Genomic DNA, 21,425 nt, shown 5'->3' on the forward strand with positions numbered 1-21,425 from the left:
CAGCGCTTTAAGCGCTGCCAAACTTCTTGATTTGCTGATAGTTATTTAATAGTAACTCCCATCCAAAACGCGAGAAATCGTTAGCGCGACTATATTCAGCAAAACGATCAATATAGCCTTCATAGAGATTATCTGTGAGTTGATGAATCCTGCCAGTATTACTTGTCTCATCACATTTTTTTACATATAAAAGGCTACAATTTCCTTGCTCCTTAAAATATTGAGCTATCTTTAAAGCCAAGTCATCAAGATTGTTAGAGTTGTTTTTTAAAACATATGTTTTATTCCCGGACGAAAGGCCTTTTTTAAATTTCTCAACAAGATAATTTATTTTCTCTAGTTCTTTTTTGTGTATGTCCCTATTTTTATTTTCGGGGAATCTCCAGCGCCAGCAACCAGAAATGTTATCACTATACATTTCTGTATGAAAACAAATTCCACAAGATTTATCTAAGACCATGTCTTCCCAAGATGGAGTAAGATTTTCGTATTTATATATATCCTTAAAGTTAGTGGTTATTAATCGCAAAAAACTTTCGTAGTCTTTAATAAGGGTCCAGCGAAAAATGCTTCCATCATCACACCCAGAATCTCTGAGAAAGAATGCAAACTCGCAATTATCACCAATGCTTTCAAATTCACTATAGATTTTGCTCATTTTTTTTCCTGAAATGTTAATATTAAATCGTAGTATGGTAAAATGACAAATATTCAGCAATAAAATGATGTTGTCAAGGGGTAGGGTAAAAAAGTTAATTTTTGATGACATCTCTTTCGTTTTGAAAGGGAATTTGCGTAAGGTATACATGTGATATGTTTCTAATTAATGTGAATAAATGTGAAATATTCCTATGTCATCATAACCTTATGTTCTTTTTGAGCTTTTCAAGTGATAGATACACCTCTTTTATGATCTTTAAGTAACTTTAAATTGAGTGTATTTTCATTTAAAAGTTCCAAGGTTGTGACAGATTTAATGCGCGCTAATCGGAGCGGGGGAGAGTATGGAACTAACAAAAGCAGCCAGGGTTTCATTAAAGAAATTTCCATTTTATATTAAAAGACTATTTGGGGCGCTTACTCAAAGAGATCTTTGTTTTTTTACTCCGGGCAGGAAAAATTCTTTGCAGAATCTTTTCCCATAAACGTAGCAGGGAAGTTCAATATATTTCAATGACAGAACAGAAAGTCCTGCGGCGATTGCAATAGCGATAGTTGCATAAACGATATTGGCATTAAGTGAGTTGCCTTTCAGCCACAGCAATGAATAAATTATAGGGGTATGGATAATATAAAGCGAGAATGAAATATGACCCAAGAAAACTAGCTTGTCTGATTCAAAGAAATTTTTGCAGTCCGATTCTATATGCGGCATTGCTGCTATTGCGAGGGCAACAAGAGGTGTAATGATAAGGTAAGCGAGTAGACTGAGAGACATACCGAAAAGAATTATCAACGTTAGCATAAAAATTGAAAATATTGTACCAGCAATTACTTTCTCATTTTGTTTTATCCATATACTAAACCGCATGCTTATTTGATATGCACATATACCAAACGATACGCATAGCATGCAACGAATAACGCCATCACTCAAGAAAGGAAATGCAGCATAAGAAGCGCCTTTTACATCGATATTGAAGTAAAGCCCTAATGCTACTCCGAATACTGCTGTTATCCATGGAAGCACCTTATGCATGAAACTTAGAAGCAAAGTCAGGGTTCCAGCAAATAACTCAACAGATATGGACCAGCTAGGCACGTTGGTTTTTGGTATGAATCCGATTCCAATAGAATTTGTTAGAGTGAGATCGCCGACGATATTCCATGGGGTGATTTTACCTAACCATTCAGGGAAAAAATGCCCAGTTGATATGCAAAGAGCAACTGGAACTAATAAAACTGCAAGGATATGTAACGGATAAAGGCGGAAAATACGGATCACAAAAAACTCGATGCCAGACATGGAACCGGATCCGACTTTATCTTTATATGAATGGTAAAGTACAATGCCCGACAATATAAAAAAGATATCAACAGCATAATCAGGATTACGAAAAATATCATAACCAGTACGCCTTTTCATTATTTATCCTTTTCTTTTTTACTTAGTGATCAACATCAAAATAGTCAACCTAAAATCGCTTAGTCGGATAACGAAACGGATACTTTGCTTAAAGGTCATTTGTTAAAAATCTGTAAGTGAAGGTTAAGCGTGATACTAAGAAATGTTTGAGGATTGTCAAGGAATGCTTTTAAAGAATCCGTACTTGCAATCAACTCTGCATATTGCTCTCTGTTGATTTTTAGGTGAGCTGTGCAGACGCGTAGCTGGGGAAGAGGGCACCTGTGTGCCGTTAACCCCTCCTTGTTTCAAAAAATCCCCCAAAACACCCCCTGTTCGCCAGATTGATGAAACAGACCTCGCAGTATGCTTCTGCTAAACCCGGACTTAACGTGCATCAGCCTGATCCAGCAATACTGCGCAGGCAGGTTTACGTCCCTCACTCCAGACACGGCGAAGCAGAACCACAATGAAAAAATTAGTCTTAATCACAGCCGTGCTGATGCTTTCCGCATGCGCGACAAAACAGTATCCCCAGGCGCCAGCGGTTACGGATGAGGAAGCGGTGGCGCTGGATTGTCAGGCGCTTGAGCGCGAGATCGCCAAAACGCACGGTATCCAGCAGGAGATCAAACAGACCAGCAGCTTTGACTATCGTACGGTGATGGGCTTTCTGGGCGACTTCGGGATCGGCAACGGGATTGCGCGCCATAATGCCAGTGAAAAAGCGAAATCGCGGCTGTCACAGCTGCAGACGCTACGCGACGTAAAATGTAGCGCCCGCTAAGAGCTAAGCAAGTTTGCCATCCAGCCTGCATACGCTTTAGCGTGTAAAGCTTGTTTTATGAAATGTTATATCATAACATTTTACACTCTTTCACTTATGGAGGGTAAAATGGTGGCGAAAAAACAGGCTTTAACCGTATTGGTTATGCTGACGATCAGTGGGCAGGTTATGGCGCACGGGCATCACTCACACGGCCCGGCGCTGTCGCAAATGGAGCAGAAAGCGGCTGAAGGCATTTTCGACAATAAAGATGTCAGGGATCGCACGCTGGCGGACTGGGAAGGGGTATGGGACTCAGTTTATCCGTTGTTGCAGCAAGGCAAACTTGATCCGGTCTTTGTGAAGAAAGCGCAAAAAGACGGGCACAAAAGTCCAGAGCAATATAAAGCCTATTATCGCAAAGGCTATGCTACCGATATTGATCGAATGGGCATCGAAAATGGCGTTATTGAGTTTCACCGCGGCGGCAGCGTGTCAGCCTGTCACTACAGCTATGCAGGGCACAAAATCCTGACTTATGCCTCTGGCAATAAAGGGGTTCGCTACCTGTTCGAATGTAATGACGCGAACAGTACCGCACCTAAATATGTCCAGTTTAGCGATCATATTATCGCACCGCGCAAATCGAGCCATTTCCATATATTTACCGGCAATGTTTCTCAACAGGCACTGCTGGACGAAATGGATAACTGGCCAACCTATTATCCGTATCAGTTAACGCAACAGCAGGTCGTTGACGAAATGCTGCATCATTCATAGTTTAAATACAGATTAAAATAGTCACGCAGAACAAGCTTTAAAAATTAATGCAAACTGCTCAGACAGATATGTCAAGCTACAAGCTCGTCGCAGGCCAGGCTATGTCAGGTTCTGCGATGAAGCCAGGCTCCAGAGCATTGGTGCCGACTGCGGGGGAAATTTATAAAAATATTACCCTTACGTAACCATTCTTTTAATCGATTAAATATATCCCGGCGACGATAGCGCTGACAGAGATGATGTGCAGTAATTCAGTCATGTTATTTACCTCCCTTGTTGGCCTCTGTTTCATTCAAGAAGCTATAAAGCGATCCGTCAAATAATGAGTATGAATTTAACAAATAAAGTGGGACGAGATGAGGTGATACAACAAGCGGAACATGGCTTATACAAAAAGCCAAACGGCAGAGCCGTAATGTTTTACCTTTTACGCTTCGTTCACGTTTCGGTGATTTTAGACGCATGATAAATAGTCACAGCGCTAAACTAGATATACCCAATAAGGGTAAATGGAGGTGCGTATGTCAGAACGTCCCGATGATCTCGATCCCATCCCCGGCGATGGCCAGGTGCCAGGCAGCATAGAAGATATACCCGGCGGGGATGAGGACGAGATGCCAGAAGATGACGAGTACCAGGAAGATGACGTCGAGGATGAAGACGAGGATGAAAATCTTAATCCCTGAATGCTAAAGCCGTCTGCGGACGGCTTTGTTCATAGCGGCACACGCAAAAAATTGCCCGCATAATGCGGGCAAGCCCAGTAGAGCAGAACTCTCGTTTACATTACGTAAAAGCAATGCGCATAGCGCATAGTCATCTTCTCACCGGGTCGAAAATAAGGAAATGGTCAGGCGGGTTATCTGTCACAGGAAATTCTTATTACGCAAAAAAAGACCCGCTCGAGGCGGGTGAAAATCGTTACATGGAGTAATCCACATAGTAAGTCAGACGCTAATCCGTAACGAAAGTTCGAGCGAAGCGGTAAATTCTCTCTCACGCTCTTTTCCTCTGCGCTGTTATTGCTGCGTGTCACGATAGCGTCGCCATTCAACCAGGGTTCCCAGCACAGACAGCGCCTGTTCAGACGAGCGCAACAGCGGGTAATCCTCATTGAGCGGTGCCAGTTCAAAGCTGTCCTGACTGCGCGCGCGATATTTGCGTACCACATAATCGCTGTCGCCATTTAGCGCGAGCACCAGCTCTCCGGGCTGGGGCGGTAACTCTGGATCGATAATCAGCAGATCGCCGCGCAGGCATTGCGGCGACAGCGCGTTGTCCCACAGCAGCACGGCAAAGCTGGCGGTAGAGTAGTCGCGATCTGTTTGCACACGCCTCGCAATTTCAACCTGATTAGCCTCTGATAGCCATAGCGAAATTTGCTCCCTTTCAAGTACGGGCACGCCGGTTTGCGTCTGATTTTGTACAGTAAAAACCGGTCCATCGCCGTCAACCAGCCATGCAGGCGCGCAACCCAACGCCTCTGCGAGCCGCAGCAGATTTTCACCGCGCGGCAGTGTCTCCTCTTTTTCCCACTGTGATATCGCCACATGGGAAACCGAAATTTTTTCCGCTACTGCTTTTTGCGTCAAATTCAAAGCCTTACGGCGGAAGCGGATACGTTCACCTGTTGTTTCTTTTTCCATCGTCTTGACATCTCCTGAGAGCCAGACTTAAGTATACTTAAGCTGTGAATTTAAGCAATCTTAAGTTGCAGCGAGGGAGGCGCTTTGCGTTGTACGCCTGACGTCAGCAGCCGTTACCCGTCGAGCACAGAGGTGAGGCATGGAAAGTAGTCTGATTACCAGTGTTGGCGCATTAGTTCTTGGGGGCGGAGCGGCCGCGCTTTTCTGGAAGCCGCTCATTGCAGGCATTGCCTCTATTGTCACCAGCAATCGTGCCGGTGGAGAAATCATTACCAGTTACAAAGAGCAGGTGCTGTTGCTAAAGGAGAGTAACGCGTTGCTCCGTCAGGAGAATGATGATTTGCGAGTACGGCACGACACGAATTTGCGGCGGATTTCCACCCTTGAGACCGATCTGCGTCTGATCAAAAACGCACTCGGCATCCTGGTGGCAATGACCGATGCCGATCAAAACAGCAAGTTCCGCAATGAAATCGACAGGCTAATTTCCACTCTGGAGGATCGTAACGATGGCAGAGATACACAGTGAAATAAGACCGGCGACTCACAAACGTAAGCTCATGCTGGGCGTGCTGATGCTGGGCATGTCGATGGTATGCATTGTGATGACCATTCTTTTTTTATACGTCAGCAGTACTGCCAATCGGCGCGTTGAAGAGATTCGGCAGGAGTCCCGCGAATCTGCCGCCAGACGCGAAGCCAAAGTTGATCAGCTGTCGAAGCAGGTGTCCGCACTCCAGCGAAAGCTGGACGCGCTGCCCGATCGGACCGCCGCACAGACGGCCGACAAGGTTAAGCAGGTTGTTATACAGGATGAGTCCTCTGTAAAGCCGTAACAGGAGAGCCCTATGCGAATTTTTAACCTGATTGGGGAAGGTGTTCACGCCCTCCGATCGTTTATCATCACGAAGGAGTCTGCTATGACTGATACCAGCATCATTAACTCAACCGCTCAAAACAGTGACGCCACGCTGCCGCAGTTTGCTGTACCGGACAGCAATGTGCCCACCGATCCGCAACTGCAGCGCTTAACCTCTCCCTCAACGGTTGCGCCAGCAACTTCAGAGGAGACGCCGGGAGAAACGCATGTGGCTCCTGACGCGACGGCGCAGCACACCCCGGCACAGTCTGCGGATCAGAGCGCAACCCCGGACGCTGCCGCCTCCGCGCAGCCTGCGGATCAGAGCGCAACCCCGGATGCTGCCGCCTCCGCGCAGCCTGCGGATCAGAGCGCAACCCCGGACGCTGCCGCCTCGTCGCAGCCTGCCGATCAGAGCGCAACCCCGGATGCTGCCGCCTCGTCGCAGCCTGCCGATCAGAGCGCAACCCCGGATGCTGCCGCCTCCGCGCAGCCTGCGGATCAGAGCGCAGCCCCGGCCGCTGCCGCCTCGGCGCAGCCTGCGGATCAGAGCACGCCCTCGAACGCTGCCGCTCAGTCCGCCGATCAGCCAGCGGCGGCAGATACTTCCGCTAACGCGCAGTCCCAGGCGCAGACATCCGTGGCGGATGCCGCTGCCGGGCAGACCAGTTCGCAGGCTGACAACGCTGCTGTACAGGCGTCAGCGCCCGCAGCCGCATCCACCGCGCAGGCGTCTGCTCAACCAGCGGCGAAAACGGAGCAAGATGACTTCAGCGCAGGCGTAAAAGATTTCAACGCCGCGTTTGATTTCGTCCAGCAGGGAATTGAGCGCCTTGGAGCAGCGGCCAGGAAAGAGCTGTTTGAACTGGCACGTAAATATCTGTGATAACTGAGCGTGCGTAATATCAAAAGGGGACAGCGGGTCCCCTGTTTTTTTGCAAAAAAAGGCGGCGCTTTTGGTCGCCCCGACGGTCTTGCAAAAGTTAAAGCGCCTGAAGGGATTCTGTTCCGTTGCTGGCTGGCGGCGGGGAGGGTGCAGGCGTGACAACATACATAAGATACCCGTTCTGATAGCGGGCTGTGCCTTTCTCTGGGATGCCCCTTAACTGCGGCCATGCATAGCCCTTAACAGGGGCAAAAAGGAGTGAGCGAGCGCACCGTGGTTCTCTGGCTGCGGGTATCCTCAGGGGCAACTTGCGAACATTCTTAAAGCGGTTTCGTTATAATCCACTACCTTTAATCATTCACGCGAGATAATTATTGGTTAAAACAGCAGAAGGAAAAACAGCATGAGTGATTCAGTGGAAACGAAAAGCAAAACTGACTACCTGCGCGATGTAACCTCGCAGCTGAAAGAGATGCGCCACTATGCGCAAACCAATACCGAAACGCTCTCCAGCCACTGGCTCGCATTTGATGCTGGCGAATATAAAGATAAAGAGTTTGCCGGACGCATTGATGCGCTGCTGAACAAACAGGGCACGCTGCTGGATGACTTAGACGCCGCAATCCAGGACATGGAGATTGCGGTTAACCACAGCGAGCAGGAGAAGTAACCCTGCTCCAGCCGGTGGTCGTCGCGCTTAGTCGGCCACCAGCCACATTTCCGCTTCTTCAAACATCTCTTCGATGATGCGCGCCAGCGTCGCTTTATCATTTTTACTCATATCGGTTTCGATCGCGTTGCGCTCCATCGGCTTTACGCGCACTTCAAGCTCCGGGAAAACGCGCTGTACGCGCTTTTCCAGCTCCCGCAAAATCATTTCGCGCGCGCCTGGCAGGCCGGCTACGTTACGCTTATCGTAAATCAATTCCACAAACATACTGGTATTCCATACAGGGAAGAAATTCGCTGGCACATCATACTGTAAATCCAACCAGTGACAAGCGTCTCAGGCGCGTCAGAAGGTTTTTTTTTGGCGTCATACGCAAATTTGTGGCAGGCGGTGATCAAAACAGGGCGAGGAAGAAATTGCAGCAGGATAAAAAAATTAAACCTCTGGAGGTGGAAATCCAGCAACACCTCCAGAGGCGGTGCAAGCGCACCATTCGTTCAAGGACAATCACGACCGAAGTCGTGAAGTAAACTTATACAAGTTTTGCGAGCTTGTACAATTTAATCCTGAATTATTTTACTGGTTGGAGGTGTTGCCGCTCTCGGCAAGTCAGAGTTCGTTCTTAATGCAGAACTCTTCCCAGGTCATACCCAGCGATTCCGCATGAGATTTAAGGTAGTTTTCAATCGCTTCAGCGGCCACGGCTTTATCCGGCTCAGCAAGCTGGATAGAAAATATCATGCCATCAAGATTTTTTTGACGCAAAAAGGCAGCATAAATGCGTTCGGCATGCCATTCGCGCAGCTGGCGCAGCGACATATTGGCGTGGCGCGCATCGCTTTCTGTCAGCTCATCAAGCGCGGCCTGAAAATCGGCGTGGGCGGTAAAGAACATCTCGCGCGCCTGCGCGTAATAGGCTTCTGGCGTTTTCATAAAGTTTCCTGAAAAGTTATTGTGGTGCAGCGCGCCAGTGTAACTCACCGGCCTGGGCTTGTCAGGACGCCGTTCCGGAGAGAAGCGGAAGAAAAAAAGTCTTCGCGCGGCGCGAAGCAGAACGTAGATTGCTTGCGGAAAGCAGGCGAAAAATTATAACTTAGCCGCCATTGAAGCGATCTCAGGGATTAACGATGAAAAAGTGGATGCTGACGGCCGCGCTGGCGCTGGCCGGTTGTGCGCAAATTAACAGCTATGAGGATGCGGTGCAGACGCCCGCCCCCGCCAGTCTGCAGGGCAACTGGCAAACCGTCGGCCCGCAGAGCGGCTTACGCAGCGATCAGGCGCTGGGCAGCCTGATTGTGAATGCGGACGGCAGCACGCTGGACTGCCGTCAGTGGATGCGTGTTATCGCCAAACCGGGCAAACTTTCGCGCCTCAGCGGCGACTACGTTAACGTCAACCGCCAGTCGCGCGTCATGCCACTGGTGCTGGAAGGAAGCGAACTGCATTATGACGGTTTGACGCTGCGCCGGGTTGAACGTCCGACGGTAGAGTGCCAGCAGGCGCTGGCTGAAGTGGCCCGACAGCCGAAAGCGGCGGTGATCCAGAATATCGAGCCGGACATCCTGAAGTCCGACATTACGCGGGCGAACGAAAAAAAACAGTAATGGCACCACGCCTTATTCCGTCAGACGCGACGGAATAAGGCGCTTAACGCTACTCTGCCACTACCCAGACGCTGACGCTGCCGCCGTTGCAGCGCACGACGAGGCTGCCCTGTTCATCCGCGGTAATCGTCTCTTCGCGATGGCCTAAATAGTCGCGCCATGCTTTACCGGCAAAGCCTTCTCCCATCGCTACGTTTTTTTCACCTTCGTCGCCGTTCGACATAATCACAATGCAGCCCGGCTGCTCAGCGGTGCCGCTGCGGCTGAACGCCACGCAGTTGGGATGATCGAAATAATCCGTTTGCGCCCCCCAGGCGTAAAGCTGACGCGCCCGAATCAACGCCTCCAGTTCTGCAATAGCAGGCATCTCGACGCGATGCGTCCCGCCGTCGCCGCCTTCATCTTCATAGCTGGCGCCAAACAGATCGGGATAAAACACCGTTGGCACTCCCTGTTCACGCAGCAAGATTAAGGCATAGGCGAGGGGCTTAAACCAGGCTTCTACCGGCGCTTCCAGCGACTGCAGCGCCTGAGTGTCGTGGTTGGCGACCAGCGTGACCGCATGCCAAGGATCGGCCTGTACCAGCGAATTAGCGAAAACCTGGCTGAGATCGTAGTCGCTGCCCTGCGTTGACGCCTGATGGAAATTCAGATGCAGCGGCGCGTCAAACAGCAGGGTTTTGCCGTCCACCTGCTGGATATATTCCAGCAGCTTGTCAGTCTCGAACGACCAGTATTCGGCGACGATAAACATCGGCTCGTCGGCGACCTCCTGAATATGTTCGATCCACTCTTTATAGAACCAGGCGGGAATATGTTTCACCGCATCAAGACGAAACCCGGTGCAGGGCACCTGTTGCATAACCCAGCGCGCCCAGTACTTTAGCTCTTCGCGTACGGCGTTGTTGCGAAAATCGATATTCGCGCCCATCAGATAGTCGAAATTACCCAGCTCGCTGTCTACCTGATCGTTCCAGCCGTCGGCGGTGTAGTCATTAACTATCTTGAAAACGCCGTTCTCATGCGGGTTTTCGATATGGTCGACGCCGCTAAAGCACTTATAGTCCCAGACGAATTTTGAATATTTACCCGCACGCGCCGGAAAGCTGAAGCGCGTCCAGGCTTCGCACTCGATCACCTCTTCGCTGATCTCGTCGCGGTTATCGGGATTGACGCGGTTGACGCGCACGCGCTCTTTCTCATCCGCGCCCATTTTATGGTTGACCACCACATCCAACAGTACGCCGAGGTTGTGTGTGCGAAGGGCGTCCGCCGCAGCCAGCAGTTGCTGCTTGTCGCCATATTTGGTGGCGACGCTGCCTTTCTGTTCGAATTCGCCCAGGTCGAAAAGATCGTAGCTGTCGTAACCCACGGAATAGCCGCCCGATTCGCCTTTATACGCAGGCGGCAGCCAGGCCATGGTGATGCCGATCTCGCTCAGCCAGGCGGCTTTTTCGGCGACTTCAGGCCAAAGCTGGCCGCCGTCCGGGTAATACCAGTGGAAAAATTGCAATAACGTCGGATTGTGCATCTGCTGCGCTCCAGCGGGAAAAAAAGCAAGTATGGAGCACGACGCAAAAAAAGACGCACCGGCAGAACAACTCTTTTGTTCTTCGCGGTGCGTTTCAGAATCAGGAGAGGGGCTGGTTTTCCATCGGCACCATCACGCTGCCCTGTTTGCCATAGGCGTTGAGCACTGATTTCTGGCGGGTATTCTGGTTAACCAGCGTTGAAAGCTCGTTCATGCGCTCCTGCAGCAGGCGCTTCACTTCGCTTTCATTATCAAGGATATGGCGCAGTACCGGACGCAGCTGCTCCTGCGCCTGCGCAGAAGGCGAAGCAGCCTCGGTCGATCGCGCCAGCCGTTGCACCGCGCTGACGTAATCAACTTCCTTTTTGATCAAATCATCCCATTCGCCCTCGGCCGCAAGACGCAGCATTTGCTGGCTGAGATCGAGTAACTGCTGGTAAATGGTAATCAGTTGCGGTGCTAGTATCATTAAACGGCGTCCTGAATCAGAGGTTGAGGCTGGGCAACTTCCTTCCAGGCATCAGCGATATTACGCAGCAGCGCTTCGACCTCAACAATGGCCTCCACGTCATTACGTAAATTCGCCTGAAGGAGGCGCCGCACCATATAGGCGTAAAGCGAAAGCAGGTTGGTGGTGAGCTCATCGCCGCTCTCTTCTGCGAGACCTTGCCTGAGCCCGTTTTCAATAATGTTAATGGCTTTAGAGAGGGAAAGACCTTTGCCCTCAATGTTGCCGTCCTGCAGGAACAGACGAGCGCGTACCAGCGCGCTGAGCGCACCTTCGAACAACATATTCACCAGCTGCTGCTGGCTGGCGCTCATCACGGCGCTTTCGACGCCGATTTTTGCATAGGCCTGTGTGCCGTTTGCGGTGTACATGATCACTCCTTAGTAAAATCAGCTCTTGGAGCTGGAGCTGCTTGACGTATCGAACTGCTGCGTCAGATAGCTGCTGGTCTGGTTTAGCGAGCTCATGACCACGTCGAGCTGGGTAAACTGGGTTTTTAAGCGCGCAATAGTGTCAGTAATGCGGTCGTTTACCTTGTTGTACTGCGCGGTCAGGTCGTTCAGCGTCTTGCTGACGCCATCAGTCGCCGACTGCACAATGCCGGTGCTGGAAAGCCAGCTGGTCAGGTTGCTGGCGACAGTGGTGGCGACGCCGGTGGTTTTGCCGTCACCGATAATCATCTCTTTCACGCCCGCCATATTCGAGGTCAGGCTGGTGTTCAGCTTGCTGGAGTCCAGATCCAGCTGACCAGTGGTGGGATCGGTAGTCACGCCGATCTGCGCCAGGGTTTTAAAGGTGGAAGAGCTGGAGGCGTTGGTCAGCAGGCTTTTCAGCTGGCTCTGGATAGTGCGCAGCGTACTGTCGCCCAGCAGCGCGCCGTTACTGCTGTCCTGCGAGCTGGCGCCCACATCGACGGCGGTATATTTGGTCAGGCTGGAGAAGCTGTCCTGCAGCGTGTTATAGGCCGACACCCAGCTGGTGATGGCGTTGCTGGCTTTAGAGGTGTCGGTGGCGACGGTCAGCGTCTGGTTGCCGCTGGTGGTGTCGCTCAGGTTCAGCGTAATGCCTTCCAGCGCGTCGCTGATGGTGTTACTGCTGTTTTCGATAGCGATATTGTTAACGGTCAGCTTGGCGTTCTGCGCCGTCACACTTTCCGTCATCGCATTGCTGCTGGCGCTGGCGTCGTAGCCGACAATGCCCTGCAGCGTACTGTCGCCGGTAACTTTAATGCTGCTGACGGCATTATCCGAACCGGTTTTATCAGAGGTGACTGAGAGGCGGTAGCTGCCGTCCGCGACTTTGATAATGCTGGCGGTGACGCCTGCATCGGCGCCGTTAATGGCGTCGCGCATACCGGTCAGCGAGGTCTGGTCGCTGGTCAGCGTAATATCTTTGCTGGAGCCGTCTGCCAGCGCAATGCTCAGCGTGCGGCTGCTGACCGAGCTGTCGCCCAGCGCCGTGGTGTTGCTGCTTTGTACCGCTGAGGTCAGGGTCTGCGCCTGCGCCAGCTGCGACACGCTGATGGTGTATTTACCCGCCACGGTGCTGCCAGAGGTAGTGGCGCTAAATGCGCTGGAGCTGCTGGTCGCCGTCGTGGCAGTGAACAGGTCCGCGTTATTCAGCGTGGTGTTCGCCGTCTGAAAGGTGGTCAGCGCGCTTTTCAGCGTCGCGTAGGCGCTCAACTTGGCGGTATAAGAAGACTGTTGGTTAGAGATCGGCGTCAGGGCGGCTTTTTCCGCCGTCTGCATGCTGTCAAGAATACTGCTTAAATCCAGGCCTGAACCGATACCCAGGGTAGAGATACTTGCCATGCTTGTTTCCTTATCATGTCGACACGGAGAGTGAATACCGGGGTTATCGGCGGCGAATGGGGAAAGTTTAAAGTTATTCCTGCCGGCGCGATAAAGGGAATAGCGCATATAGAGAAGGGTATTTCTAAGGCTAGAAAAAGGGAGATTTTCTTCTAAAGAAGTCGCAGGCGAGGGCGATAAAGATAAGCGTGACAGGTTGAAGGAAAAAAATTTCACCTGGTACTAAAAAAATTCTAAAGGTTGTTTAAGGGCAGACGATAACAACTTTGACGGCGCTGAAGCCGGCGGGTTGAAGCCCACACCTTAACCGAAAGACTTGATTAACAGGAATATTTATCATGGCCCAAGTCATTAATACCAACAGCCTCTCGCTGATCACTCAGAACAACATCAACAAGAACCAGTCCGCTCTGTCTACTTCTATCGAGCGTCTGTCTTCTGGTCTTCGTATCAACAGCGCTAAAGATGACGCTGCTGGTCAGGCAATTGCCAACCGCTTTACTTCTAACATCAACGGCCTGACTCAGGCTTCACGTAACGCCAACGACGGTATCTCTGCTGCGCAGACTACTGAAGGCGCGCTGTCAGAAATCAACAACAACCTGCAGCGTGTACGTGAACTGACCGTACAGGCACAGAACGGCACCAACTCTGATTCCGACCTGTCCTCAATCCAGGACGAAATCAAATCACGTCTGGACGAAATTGACCGCGTATCTGGTCAGACTCAGTTCAACGGCGTGAACGTACTGGCTAAAGACGGCAAAATGTCTATCCAGGTTGGCGCTAACGATGGCCAGACCATCGACATCGACCTGAAGAAAATTGACTCATCTACTTTAGGCCTGAGCGGTTTCAGCGTCTCTAAAAACGCGCTGAAAACCAGCGATGCCATTACTCAGGTAGGTGCTAGCGGTTCTCTGAAAAATGTTGACCTGTCAAGCGTTGCTACTGCACTGAAAGTGGACGCAAGCTCACTGTCACTGAAAAACGTGCAGACTGCAGCGGGTGCGGCGACCTCTACCTACGTCGTCTCTTCAGGCAGCGACAACTATGCAGTATCAGTAGACGATACCACTGGTAACGTTTCTCTGAACACCACCGACGTGTCATACACCGACACTGCAAACGGCGTGACCGCGGGTACCATGTCTGGTCAGTTCGTTAAAGTAGGTGCTGATTCAACTGGCGCTGCGCAGGGTTATGTCACCGTTCAGGGCAAAGATTACAACACGGCTGCAGGCGCAATCGTAGATGGCGGCGCAACGGGTACCACTGCCGTAGCCAGCAACATCGGCGACATCGCTTCTGCTAGCAACGCCAACCTGCACACTGGTTCAGCGACTTCTAACCCGCTGGCACTGCTGGACAAGGCTATCTCTTCAGTGGATACCTTCCGTTCAAGCCTGGGTGCGGTGCAGAACCGTCTGGACTCTGCTATCACTAACCTGAACAACACCACGACTAACCTGTCTGAAGCACAGTCTCGTATTCAGGATGCTGACTACGCGACCGAAGTTTCAAACATGTCTAAAGCACAGATCATCCAGCAGGCTGGTAACTCCGTGTTGGCGAAAGCTAACCAGGTTCCGCAGCAGGTTCTGTCTCTGCTGCAGGGCTAATCGCCCTCTGGTGAACGACCTGAAACCCCGCTTCGGCGGGGTTTTTTTATGGCTGAAAAGCAGCGAATCCGTCACCATCCTGTTACAGATCCTCGCCGCGCTGCCGATAACTTCCTACAGAACATCACAACTTTTTTAGCCCGATTTTTCTTTTTCTGGAGTGTCTATGCGCTTCAATTATGACTTGTTACCCGGCGAGCAGCTGGCCTTCGACGAGATCGCGCTGCGTTACGCGCAGCAGCATCCCGACGAAAAGGCGCTTACCGTGCGCGGGTTGCTGAGCCCGTCCACCAGCCACCGTACTCTACGCATTCGCGCGATCTTCGCCGGTGAAGAGAGCAACAGTTCGCTGGAAGATCTCCTGTTTATCTCCGACGATAACGAACGCAAAAACTACCTGCGCCGTTTCGAGCACTACCTGAAGTCGCAGGAGCCGTTCGCCTATTTTCGCCGCAGCGAGGCGCAGCGCGACAATCTCTGGCAGGTCATGGGCGAGAGCCGGGTCTACGCCATGATCGATCCCCACTCCGCCGCCGCGCAGAACCTGCTCGCCAGCCGCGGTTATCAGCTGGTATTGATGCGCGAGGATGAGAACGAGGCGTACTGGCAGCTTTTCGATCCCCAGATGCATCCCTGTTTTCCGCTTTCGCGCCGCATCCAGTTTATTGTGGTGCTGAGTACGCCGCAGCATAAGGTGCCAACGGCGGTGATGGCGGGCATGGAGGTCGGGCGGCGCGTCAAAGCCAGCGTATTGCAGCGCGCCAGCCAGGCGGAGTTTCTGGCGGCGGTTAAAGCGCGCTACGGCGGCTGCGTCATAACCGGCACGCGTCTTACCGAACGTCACAGCTGGCCCTGGGTGGAGGCGTGCCATATCGACAGGCGGCAAAATGAGGAGGGCGGCCTGGCGGACAACAGCGTCGATAATGGCCTGTTCCTGCGCAGCGATCTGCAGCGCCTGTTTATCAATAAAATGATAAGCATCGATGGTGATTCAGGGCAGATACGTTTCCATCCTGACGCAGAAATCCAGCAAAGCATTAGCCCCTATTACCAGGCGCTGGAGGGGCAGGTCTGCGCCCTGTGGGAGGCGGTTCCGCTCGCCACGCGGCAGCGGCTGGGCGCGTTGAGTTAAGCGCCCTTATGAGAGCGGAACAATCCGCTCTCTGACATAACAAAAATGAAATAACCTCGCTTTTGCCCGCCTATTCACCCAATCAATCCCCCCTACAGAATTGGATAATCCTGCCGATAACTTCATTAACGCAGGGTAGTCAACGTGAACGATTTCTATACCGCCGAAGGCGTGATGGATAAACATTCGCTCTGGCAGCGCTACGTCCCGCTGGTGCGCCATGAAGCATTGCGTCTGCAGGTTCGTCTGCCAGCCAGCGTTGAGCTAGACGATCTGCTGCAGGCCGGTGGCATTGGCTTGCTGAATGCTGTGGAGCGTTACGACGCTCTGCAGGGGACAGCATTCACCACCTACGCCGTGCAGCGCATTCGTGGCGCAATGCTGGATGAGCTTCGCAGCCGTGACTGGGCGCCGCGCAGCGTGCGACGTAACGCACGCGAAGTGGCGGGTGCGATGCATCAGGTCGAGCAGATGATGGGGCGTGCAGCCACCGAGCAGGAAGTAGCCGATCGGCTGAATGTTTCGATGGAAGAATACCGGCAAATTTTGCTGGATACCAATAACAGCCAGCTCTTCTCCTACGACGAGTATCGAGAAGAACACGGCGACAGCGCGGAGCTGGTCACGGAAGGGCATGAAGAGGCCAACCCGTTGCATCAGCTACTTGAAGGGAATCTGCGTGAACGCGTCATTGAAGCGATCGAAGCCTTACCCGATCGCGAAAAAATGGTGCTGACACTGTACTACCAGGAAGAACTGAACCTGAAAGAGATTGGAGCGGTACTCGACGTGGGCGAATCACGCGTCAGTCAACTGCACAGTCAGGCGATAAAACGCCTGCGTGCCCGACTTACGGGAGCGCGCTGACGGCTTCAGTTCCTGGCGATCTAAAAATAATAAAACCGGGGACTCAGCAATGGGAGCCAAATCCAAAGCCAGACCTTTAAGCCGTTATCTTAAAGACTACAAACATAGCCAGAGCCACTGTTCACACTGTGGCAAAGTGCTGGACCGCATGGCGTTGGTCTTTCGCGGTCAGATCATCAATAAAGAGGCCATTGCGCGCATGGACCAGATGATTGATGAGCAGCTGTGGCTGAAATTACAGCCAGAACTGACCGCGCTGTGCCGTTTTTGTAGTGATATTTTTTGCAATACGCATCCTAATTACTTCGACATTATGGCGTTCAAGCAGTACCTGTTTGAGCAGACGGAAATGAGCCACAGCACTATCCGCGAATATGTGGTACGGCTGCGTCGTCTGGACGATATGCTTAAGGCCAAAAATTTCCCGGCTGACCGCTTAAGCGGCAACAGCTGGCATGAGTGCCTGGAGAATGATCTGCCTGATGCGGGCAATAATAACTACCGCATCGCGCTGCGCAAATATGACCAGTTTTTGGGGTGGCAGCGCAGCTAGCTGCCGAAGCGCTGGCACGCTGATCGTCTCCGCTCAGGTGGGGACGCGTCAGAGAGACCAGCGAAGCATTCAGTATGCCGCCGCGGCGCACTTAGCCAGGCGGTTACCTGCGAAGCAGGCAGCGCAACCTGTACCGACGGGAAGCCGTTCCTGTCACGAGGGAGCGGTTGTGCGATAGTCATAAGTATGTCCCCGTGCGGCAGACCGCCGCTTAAAAATGCGTAAGCATCAGGTGACCTCTTCTTTTACGCGCGAAGGCAGATGATCCTTCGCGCAACTTCTGCAACACTGTAAAGATTACTGTGACAGCCCCGGAGGCCGCATTGTCTTTACATCATCTTCACCAGTATCCACGCCTTGAGCTGCTCGGCGCGCCGACCCCGCTGGAGCATCTGCCGCGCCTTTCTGACTATGTCGGTCGCGATATTTTCATCAAACGTGACGATGTCACGCCGATCGCCCTTGGCGGTAATAAACTGCGCAAACTAGAGTTCCTGGCAGCGGATGCGCTGCGCGAAGGGGCTGACGTGTTGCTGACGGCGGGCGCTATCCAGTCTAACCACGTACGTCAGACCGCCGCCGTCGCGGCAAAGCTTGGCCTGAAATGCGTCGCGCTGCTGGAAAACCCGATCGGCACCGAGGCGGAGAACTACCTCAGCAACGGCAATCGACTGCTGCTGGGCCTCTTCGACTGTGAAATCGTGCTGGTAGAGGCGCTGAGCAATCCGGCGGCGCAGCTGGCGGCGCAGGCGGAACGCCTTGAAGCGCAGGGTTTTCGTCCTTATGTTGTCCCGGTTGGCGGCTCGAACTGGCTGGGCGCGCTCGGCTATATCGAATGCGCCCAGGAAATTGCCCATCAGAGCGAAGGCGTAGTCGATTACGCCGCCGTAGTGGTGGCGTCCGGCAGCGCAGGCACCCATGCCGGGCTGGCGGTCGGGCTGGAGCAGCTGCTGCCGCAAACGGAGGTGATCGGTGTTACCGTTTCGCGTAAAACGGAGCAGCAGCTGCCGGTGGTAGACAGCCTGCGTCAGCAGCTGATAGGCAAGCTGGAACTGACCAGCACCGCGCCCGTTACGCTGTGGGACGACTACTTTGCACCGCGCTACGGCGAGCCAAACGAAGAGGGGATGGAAGCCGTCAAACTGCTGGCCCGCCTGGAAGGCATTTTGCTCGATCCGGTTTACACCGGCAAAGCGATGGCCGGCCTGCTGGACGGTATCAGCCAGAACCGCTTCCGTCGCGAAGGTCCGCTGCTCTTTGTGCATACCGGCGGTGCGCCAGCGTTATTTGCTTATCATCCTTCGGTCTGAGCAGTCGGAAAAAAAACGTTTATACTGCGCGAGTTACTGAAGCAGTACCGGGCGGCGCGTAAGCGCTGCCTGACAACACACATCACATACTAATAAATGGGGTAGATATGATTTTTTCTCGTGTTGGTCGCCATCTGGCGATGGGCGTGATGGCGGCGGCGCTAATTGTCGGCGTTAACATCAAAACGCACGCAGCGGAAAACCTGCTGGCGCAGATCAAAGACAAAGGTGAGCTGCGCGTTGGTCTGGAAGGCACCTATCCGCCGTTCAGCTTTCAGGATGAAAACGGCAAACTGACCGGCTTCGAAGTAGAGTTCGCGCAGCAGCTGGCGCAGCATATGGGTGTAAAAGCCAGGCTGCAGCCGACCAAATGGGACGGCATGCTGGCGGCGCTGGATTCTAAACGCATCGACGTGGTGATCAATCAGGTGACCATCTCCGACGAGCGCCAGAAGAAGTATGACTTCTCCACGCCTTATACCATCTCCGGCGTGCAGGCGCTGACGATGAAAGCCAAAGCGGGCACCATTAACAAGCCGGAAGATCTGGCGGGTAAAAAAGTCGGCGTTGGCCTGGGCACCAACTATGAGCAGTGGCTGCGCAGCAACGTAAAAGGCGTCGATATTCGTACTTATGACGACGACCCGACTAAATATCAGGATCTGCGCTCTGGTCGTCTGGATGCGATCCTGGTCGATCGTCTGGCCGCGCTGGATCTGGTGAAGAAAACCGGCGATACCATGGCGGTAGCGGGCGCGCCATTCTCACGTCTCGCCTCCGGCGTGGCGCTGCGCAAAGGCAACGAGGATCTGCTCAACGCAGTCAATCAGGCGATCGCTGCCATGCAGAAAGATGGCTCGCTGGCCAAACTGTCTGAAAAATGGTTCGGCGCGGATGTGACTAAGTAATGCAGGAAAGTCTCAAACTGGTGCTGGATTCAGCACCTTTTTTATTAAAAGGCGCGCTTTTTACGCTGCAGCTCAGCATCGGCGGCATGTTTTTCGGCCTGGTGCTGGGCTTCGTGCTGGCGCTGATGCGGCTGTCGCGCTTCTGGCCGGTTAGCCTGCTCTCCCGTTTTTACGTCTCGGTCTTTCGCGGCACGCCGCTGATCGCCCAGCTGTTTATGATCTACTACGGCCTGCCGCAGTTCGGCATCGAACTCGATCCCATTCCCTCTGCCATGATTGGCCTGTCGCTCAATACCGCCGCCTACGCCTCGGAGTCGCTGCGTGGCGCGATTGCGGCCATTGAGCGCGGCCAGTGGGAAGCGGCGGCAAGTATCGGCATGACCCGCTGGCAGACGCTGCGCCGGGTGATCCTGCCGCAGGCGGCGCGTACGGCGCTGCCGCCGCTCGGCAACAGCTTTATCAGCCTGGTGAAGGATACCTCGCTGGCGGCGACCATTCAGGTGCCGGAGCTGTTCCGTCAGGCGCAGCTGATCACCTCGCGCACGCTGGAGGTTTTCACCATGTACCTGGCGGCGTCACTGATCTACTGGGTAATGGCGACGCTGCTGTCGGCGCTGCAAAACCGGCTGGAAAAACGGGTCAATCGTCAGGATGAGGAGGCGAAATGAGCGCCATTGAGATCACCGGACTGGTGAAAACCTTCAACGGCCAGACAGTGCTGCACGGCATCGACCTGGAGGTCGCCTCGGGCGAAGTGGTGGCGATTATCGGTCCCAGCGGGTCAGGGAAAACGACGCTGCTGCGCTGTATCAACCTGCTGGAGACGCCAGACAGCGGCACCATCAAAGTCGGGGAGATCGCTATCGACGCCAGGCTGGCGCAGACGAAGCAGAAAGAGCAGGTGCGTCAGCTGCGCCAGCAGGTCGGCTTTGTTTTCCAGAACTTCAATCTGTTTCCTCACCGCTCGGTGCTGGAAAACATTATTGAAGGGCCGGTCATCGTTAAAGGCGAACCCAAAGGGGAAGCTGAGGCGCGCGCCCGCGCGCTGCTGGAGAAAGTCGGATTGCAGGGCAGGGAGAGCAGTTTCCCGCGTCGGCTTTCTGGCGGCCAGCAGCAGCGCGTCGCCATCGCCCGTGCGCTGGCGATGCGTCCGCAGGTGATCCTGTTTGACGAGCCGACCTCGGCGCTCGATCCCGAGCTGGTGGGGGAGGTGCTCAACACCATCCGCGCGCTGGCGCAGGAGAAACGCACCATGGTCATCGTCACCCATGAGATGAGCTTTGCCCGCGACGTGGCGGATCGGGCGATTTTTATGGATCAGGGCCGCATCGTTGAGCAAGGCCCGGCGAAAGCGTTGTTCAGCAACCCGCAGCAGGCGCGTACTCGCCAGTTCCTGGATAAATTTCTTAATCAGTAATGGATACGCCTCTGCGGAGGCGTATATCTGCTGTGCCTGACCATCCTGACCATCCTGACCATCCTGACCATCCTGACCATCCTGGCTCAGCGGTCACGCGTGCCGCGTTGTAACAGGTGCGGAAGGCAAAGATAAGTGCCTGGCCGCTATTATTCCCGCGCGTTAACACAATTATTTATTTACGCTTAAACAATCTGGTGCAAAGTCTTTAATTATTGCAGCTTTGAATATACCAATATCTGGCTTTTCTGCATTAGGGTTACTCCTATTTACCCCGGCAAATAACGAGCATTATAATTCCCACTCTGCCTGTTTAGTCATTAACAGCTAACTAAAAAATAGCGTGCATCCTGAAAGTAAAGAAAAAGCGAAACGCGTAAAGGATTGTTAATTCAGGGCCAGCGCAATATTTTTAAGAGTTTCGCTAGAGTCAGTGGCAAGGGAATAGCGAATAATCGCCAGATAATCCTAAAAGTTTCATTCCCTTTTT

General features: G+C 52.8%; 25 protein-coding genes. 16 read left to right on the top strand and 9 right to left on the bottom strand.

Features of this window, described 5'->3' with window-relative positions; all coding sequences use genetic code 11:
* Window positions 1-7: 7 nt before the first annotated feature.
* On the bottom strand, window positions 8-658 hold the full coding sequence (locus EKL29_RS20030; RefSeq protein WP_311779049.1) for a hypothetical protein: 651 nt from the start codon (window positions 656-658) through the stop codon (window positions 8-10).
* Between the two features lie 423 nt (window positions 659-1,081).
* Window positions 1,082-2,086, bottom strand: a complete 1,005-nt coding sequence (locus EKL29_RS20035) for an acyltransferase (RefSeq protein ID WP_126690504.1) — start codon at window positions 2,084-2,086, stop codon at window positions 1,082-1,084.
* 448 nt (window positions 2,087-2,534) lie between these two features.
* Here EKL29_RS20035 and EKL29_RS20040 point away from each other — a divergent pair, with 448 nt between their 5' ends.
* The 3 genes from EKL29_RS20040 (at window position 2,535) to EKL29_RS23145 (ending at window position 4,297) form a co-directional block, all read left to right on the top strand.
* Complete coding sequence (locus tag EKL29_RS20040) at window positions 2,535-2,852, top strand: hypothetical protein (RefSeq protein WP_126690505.1); 318 nt, start codon at window positions 2,535-2,537, stop codon at window positions 2,850-2,852.
* A 108-nt stretch (window positions 2,853-2,960) separates the two neighbouring features.
* Window positions 2,961-3,611, top strand: a complete 651-nt coding sequence (gene zinT, locus EKL29_RS20045) for a metal-binding protein ZinT (RefSeq protein ID WP_120453734.1) — start codon at window positions 2,961-2,963, stop codon at window positions 3,609-3,611.
* A gap of 515 nt (window positions 3,612-4,126) precedes the next feature.
* Complete coding sequence (locus EKL29_RS23145) at window positions 4,127-4,297, top strand: hypothetical protein (protein WP_158618941.1); 171 nt, start codon at window positions 4,127-4,129, stop codon at window positions 4,295-4,297.
* Window positions 4,298-4,630: 333 nt separating this feature from the next.
* Here the strand turns inward: EKL29_RS23145 and EKL29_RS20050 are convergent, their stop codons facing one another.
* Window positions 4,631-5,257 (bottom strand): helix-turn-helix domain-containing protein, encoded by a 627-nt coding sequence (locus EKL29_RS20050; protein ID WP_120453736.1) that lies wholly within the window; start codon window positions 5,255-5,257, stop codon window positions 4,631-4,633.
* A 139-nt stretch (window positions 5,258-5,396) separates the two neighbouring features.
* On the opposite strand from EKL29_RS20050, the gene EKL29_RS20055 reads away from it, so the two are divergent.
* The 4 genes from EKL29_RS20055 (at window position 5,397) to EKL29_RS20070 (ending at window position 7,672) form a co-directional block, all read left to right on the top strand.
* Complete coding sequence (locus EKL29_RS20055; protein ID WP_120453738.1) at window positions 5,397-5,786, top strand: hypothetical protein; 390 nt, start codon at window positions 5,397-5,399, stop codon at window positions 5,784-5,786.
* A gap of 31 nt (window positions 5,787-5,817) precedes the next feature.
* Complete coding sequence (locus EKL29_RS20060; protein WP_269950148.1) at window positions 5,818-6,093, top strand: hypothetical protein; 276 nt, start codon at window positions 5,818-5,820, stop codon at window positions 6,091-6,093.
* Between the two features lie 84 nt (window positions 6,094-6,177).
* A complete protein-coding gene (locus tag EKL29_RS20065; protein ID WP_126690506.1) occupies window positions 6,178-7,002 on the top strand; it encodes a hypothetical protein in 825 nt (274 codons plus the stop codon).
* Window positions 7,003-7,405: 403 nt separating this feature from the next.
* Window positions 7,406-7,672, top strand: a complete 267-nt coding sequence (locus EKL29_RS20070) for a hypothetical protein (RefSeq protein WP_120453744.1) — start codon at window positions 7,406-7,408, stop codon at window positions 7,670-7,672.
* Between the two features lie 27 nt (window positions 7,673-7,699).
* Here the strand turns inward: EKL29_RS20070 and EKL29_RS20075 are convergent, their stop codons facing one another.
* Window positions 7,700-7,939, bottom strand: coding sequence for a DinI-like family protein (locus EKL29_RS20075; RefSeq protein ID WP_120453746.1), 240 nt, complete (start codon window positions 7,937-7,939; stop codon window positions 7,700-7,702).
* 342 nt (window positions 7,940-8,281) lie between these two features.
* Complete coding sequence (locus tag EKL29_RS20080; RefSeq protein ID WP_033749791.1) at window positions 8,282-8,605, bottom strand: DUF6388 family protein; 324 nt, start codon at window positions 8,603-8,605, stop codon at window positions 8,282-8,284.
* A gap of 194 nt (window positions 8,606-8,799) precedes the next feature.
* Here EKL29_RS20080 and yedD point away from each other — a divergent pair, with 194 nt between their 5' ends.
* Window positions 8,800-9,276 (top strand): lipoprotein YedD, encoded by a 477-nt coding sequence (yedD, locus tag EKL29_RS20085; RefSeq protein WP_120453747.1) that lies wholly within the window; start codon window positions 8,800-8,802, stop codon window positions 9,274-9,276.
* A 49-nt stretch (window positions 9,277-9,325) separates the two neighbouring features.
* Here yedD and amyA read toward each other — a convergent pair whose 3' ends face one another.
* From amyA to fliD, 4 genes are all read right to left on the bottom strand, one after another.
* Window positions 9,326-10,807 (bottom strand): alpha-amylase, encoded by a 1,482-nt coding sequence (gene amyA, locus EKL29_RS20090; RefSeq protein ID WP_126690507.1) that lies wholly within the window; start codon window positions 10,805-10,807, stop codon window positions 9,326-9,328.
* Window positions 10,808-10,907: 100 nt separating this feature from the next.
* On the bottom strand, window positions 10,908-11,276 hold the full coding sequence (fliT, locus tag EKL29_RS20095) for a flagella biosynthesis regulatory protein FliT (RefSeq protein ID WP_120453751.1): 369 nt from the start codon (window positions 11,274-11,276) through the stop codon (window positions 10,908-10,910).
* Window positions 11,276-11,686: a flagellar export chaperone FliS gene (gene fliS, locus EKL29_RS20100; RefSeq protein WP_120453753.1), complete on the bottom strand. Its 411-nt coding sequence runs from the start codon at window positions 11,684-11,686 to the stop codon at window positions 11,276-11,278. Before fliS ends, fliT begins: the two co-directional genes overlap by 1 nt.
* Window positions 11,687-11,704: 18 nt before the next feature.
* A complete protein-coding gene (gene fliD / locus EKL29_RS20105; protein WP_120453755.1) occupies window positions 11,705-13,126 on the bottom strand; it encodes a flagellar filament capping protein FliD in 1,422 nt (473 codons plus the stop codon).
* Between the two features lie 338 nt (window positions 13,127-13,464).
* On the opposite strand from fliD, the gene EKL29_RS20110 reads away from it, so the two are divergent.
* The 8 genes from EKL29_RS20110 (at window position 13,465) to tcyN (ending at window position 20,935) form a co-directional block, all read left to right on the top strand.
* Window positions 13,465-14,748 (top strand): FliC/FljB family flagellin, encoded by a 1,284-nt coding sequence (locus EKL29_RS20110; RefSeq protein ID WP_120453757.1) that lies wholly within the window; start codon window positions 13,465-13,467, stop codon window positions 14,746-14,748.
* A gap of 166 nt (window positions 14,749-14,914) precedes the next feature.
* Window positions 14,915-15,880 (top strand): HNH endonuclease signature motif containing protein, encoded by a 966-nt coding sequence (locus tag EKL29_RS20115; RefSeq protein ID WP_126690508.1) that lies wholly within the window; start codon window positions 14,915-14,917, stop codon window positions 15,878-15,880.
* Window positions 15,881-16,024: 144 nt separating this feature from the next.
* The gene (locus EKL29_RS20120) at window positions 16,025-16,747 is read left to right on the top strand and encodes an RNA polymerase sigma factor FliA (RefSeq protein WP_120453761.1); all 723 of its coding nucleotides are present in this window, start codon (window positions 16,025-16,027) and stop codon (window positions 16,745-16,747) included.
* A 49-nt stretch (window positions 16,748-16,796) separates the two neighbouring features.
* The gene (gene fliZ, locus EKL29_RS20125; protein WP_048785856.1) at window positions 16,797-17,300 is read left to right on the top strand and encodes a flagella biosynthesis regulatory protein FliZ; all 504 of its coding nucleotides are present in this window, start codon (window positions 16,797-16,799) and stop codon (window positions 17,298-17,300) included.
* Window positions 17,301-17,623: 323 nt separating this feature from the next.
* Window positions 17,624-18,610 (top strand): D-cysteine desulfhydrase, encoded by a 987-nt coding sequence (locus EKL29_RS20130; protein WP_126690509.1) that lies wholly within the window; start codon window positions 17,624-17,626, stop codon window positions 18,608-18,610.
* Window positions 18,611-18,717: 107 nt separating this feature from the next.
* Entirely contained in the window at window positions 18,718-19,518 is an 801-nt protein-coding gene (gene tcyJ / locus EKL29_RS20135) for a cystine ABC transporter substrate-binding protein (RefSeq protein ID WP_126690510.1), read from the top strand.
* Window positions 19,518-20,186 (top strand): cystine ABC transporter permease, encoded by a 669-nt coding sequence (tcyL, locus tag EKL29_RS20140; RefSeq protein WP_120453766.1) that lies wholly within the window; start codon window positions 19,518-19,520, stop codon window positions 20,184-20,186. Before tcyJ ends, tcyL begins: the two co-directional genes overlap by 1 nt.
* Complete coding sequence (gene tcyN / locus EKL29_RS20145) at window positions 20,183-20,935, top strand: L-cystine ABC transporter ATP-binding protein TcyN (protein WP_120453768.1); 753 nt, start codon at window positions 20,183-20,185, stop codon at window positions 20,933-20,935. The genes tcyL and tcyN overlap by 4 nt, the downstream gene beginning before the upstream one ends.
* Window positions 20,936-21,425: the final 490 nt, after the last annotated feature.

Source organism: Pantoea sp. YU22, assembly GCF_003970755.1.
Taxonomy (GTDB): domain Bacteria; phylum Pseudomonadota; class Gammaproteobacteria; order Enterobacterales; family Enterobacteriaceae; genus Pantoea; species Pantoea piersonii.

Excerpts from the sequence above, each read along its gene's own strand:
- tcyL (WP_120453766.1), top strand. The coding sequence starts at position 19,518 with ATGCAGGAAAGTCTCAAACTGGTGCTGGATTCAGCACCTTTTTTATTA.
- EKL29_RS20040 (WP_126690505.1), top strand. The coding sequence starts at position 2,535 with ATGAAAAAATTAGTCTTAATCACAGCCGTGCTGATGCTTTCCGCATGC.
- fliD (WP_120453755.1), bottom strand. The coding sequence starts at position 13,126 with ATGGCAAGTATCTCTACCCTGGGTATCGGTTCAGGCCTGGATTTAAGC.
- fliT (WP_120453751.1), bottom strand. The coding sequence starts at position 11,276 with ATGATACTAGCACCGCAACTGATTACCATTTACCAGCAGTTACTCGAT.
- EKL29_RS20050 (WP_120453736.1), bottom strand. The coding sequence starts at position 5,257 with ATGGAAAAAGAAACAACAGGTGAACGTATCCGCTTCCGCCGTAAGGCT.
- EKL29_RS20030 (WP_311779049.1), bottom strand. The coding sequence starts at position 658 with ATGAGCAAAATCTATAGTGAATTTGAAAGCATTGGTGATAATTGCGAG.
- tcyJ (WP_126690510.1), top strand. The coding sequence starts at position 18,718 with ATGATTTTTTCTCGTGTTGGTCGCCATCTGGCGATGGGCGTGATGGCG.
- EKL29_RS20065 (WP_126690506.1), top strand. The coding sequence starts at position 6,178 with ATGACTGATACCAGCATCATTAACTCAACCGCTCAAAACAGTGACGCC.
- fliZ (WP_048785856.1), top strand. The coding sequence starts at position 16,797 with ATGGGAGCCAAATCCAAAGCCAGACCTTTAAGCCGTTATCTTAAAGAC.
- EKL29_RS20070 (WP_120453744.1), top strand. The coding sequence starts at position 7,406 with ATGAGTGATTCAGTGGAAACGAAAAGCAAAACTGACTACCTGCGCGAT.
- EKL29_RS20115 (WP_126690508.1), top strand. The coding sequence starts at position 14,915 with ATGCGCTTCAATTATGACTTGTTACCCGGCGAGCAGCTGGCCTTCGAC.
- tcyN (WP_120453768.1), top strand. The coding sequence starts at position 20,183 with ATGAGCGCCATTGAGATCACCGGACTGGTGAAAACCTTCAACGGCCAG.
- EKL29_RS20055 (WP_120453738.1), top strand. The coding sequence starts at position 5,397 with ATGGAAAGTAGTCTGATTACCAGTGTTGGCGCATTAGTTCTTGGGGGC.
- EKL29_RS20075 (WP_120453746.1), bottom strand. The coding sequence starts at position 7,939 with ATGTTTGTGGAATTGATTTACGATAAGCGTAACGTAGCCGGCCTGCCA.
- EKL29_RS20060 (WP_269950148.1), top strand. The coding sequence starts at position 5,818 with ATGCTGGGCGTGCTGATGCTGGGCATGTCGATGGTATGCATTGTGATG.
- yedD (WP_120453747.1), top strand. The coding sequence starts at position 8,800 with ATGAAAAAGTGGATGCTGACGGCCGCGCTGGCGCTGGCCGGTTGTGCG.
- EKL29_RS20080 (WP_033749791.1), bottom strand. The coding sequence starts at position 8,605 with ATGAAAACGCCAGAAGCCTATTACGCGCAGGCGCGCGAGATGTTCTTT.
- zinT (WP_120453734.1), top strand. The coding sequence starts at position 2,961 with ATGGTGGCGAAAAAACAGGCTTTAACCGTATTGGTTATGCTGACGATC.
- EKL29_RS20035 (WP_126690504.1), bottom strand. The coding sequence starts at position 2,086 with ATGAAAAGGCGTACTGGTTATGATATTTTTCGTAATCCTGATTATGCT.
- amyA (WP_126690507.1), bottom strand. The coding sequence starts at position 10,807 with ATGCACAATCCGACGTTATTGCAATTTTTCCACTGGTATTACCCGGAC.
- fliS (WP_120453753.1), bottom strand. The coding sequence starts at position 11,686 with ATGTACACCGCAAACGGCACACAGGCCTATGCAAAAATCGGCGTCGAA.
- EKL29_RS20110 (WP_120453757.1), top strand. The coding sequence starts at position 13,465 with ATGGCCCAAGTCATTAATACCAACAGCCTCTCGCTGATCACTCAGAAC.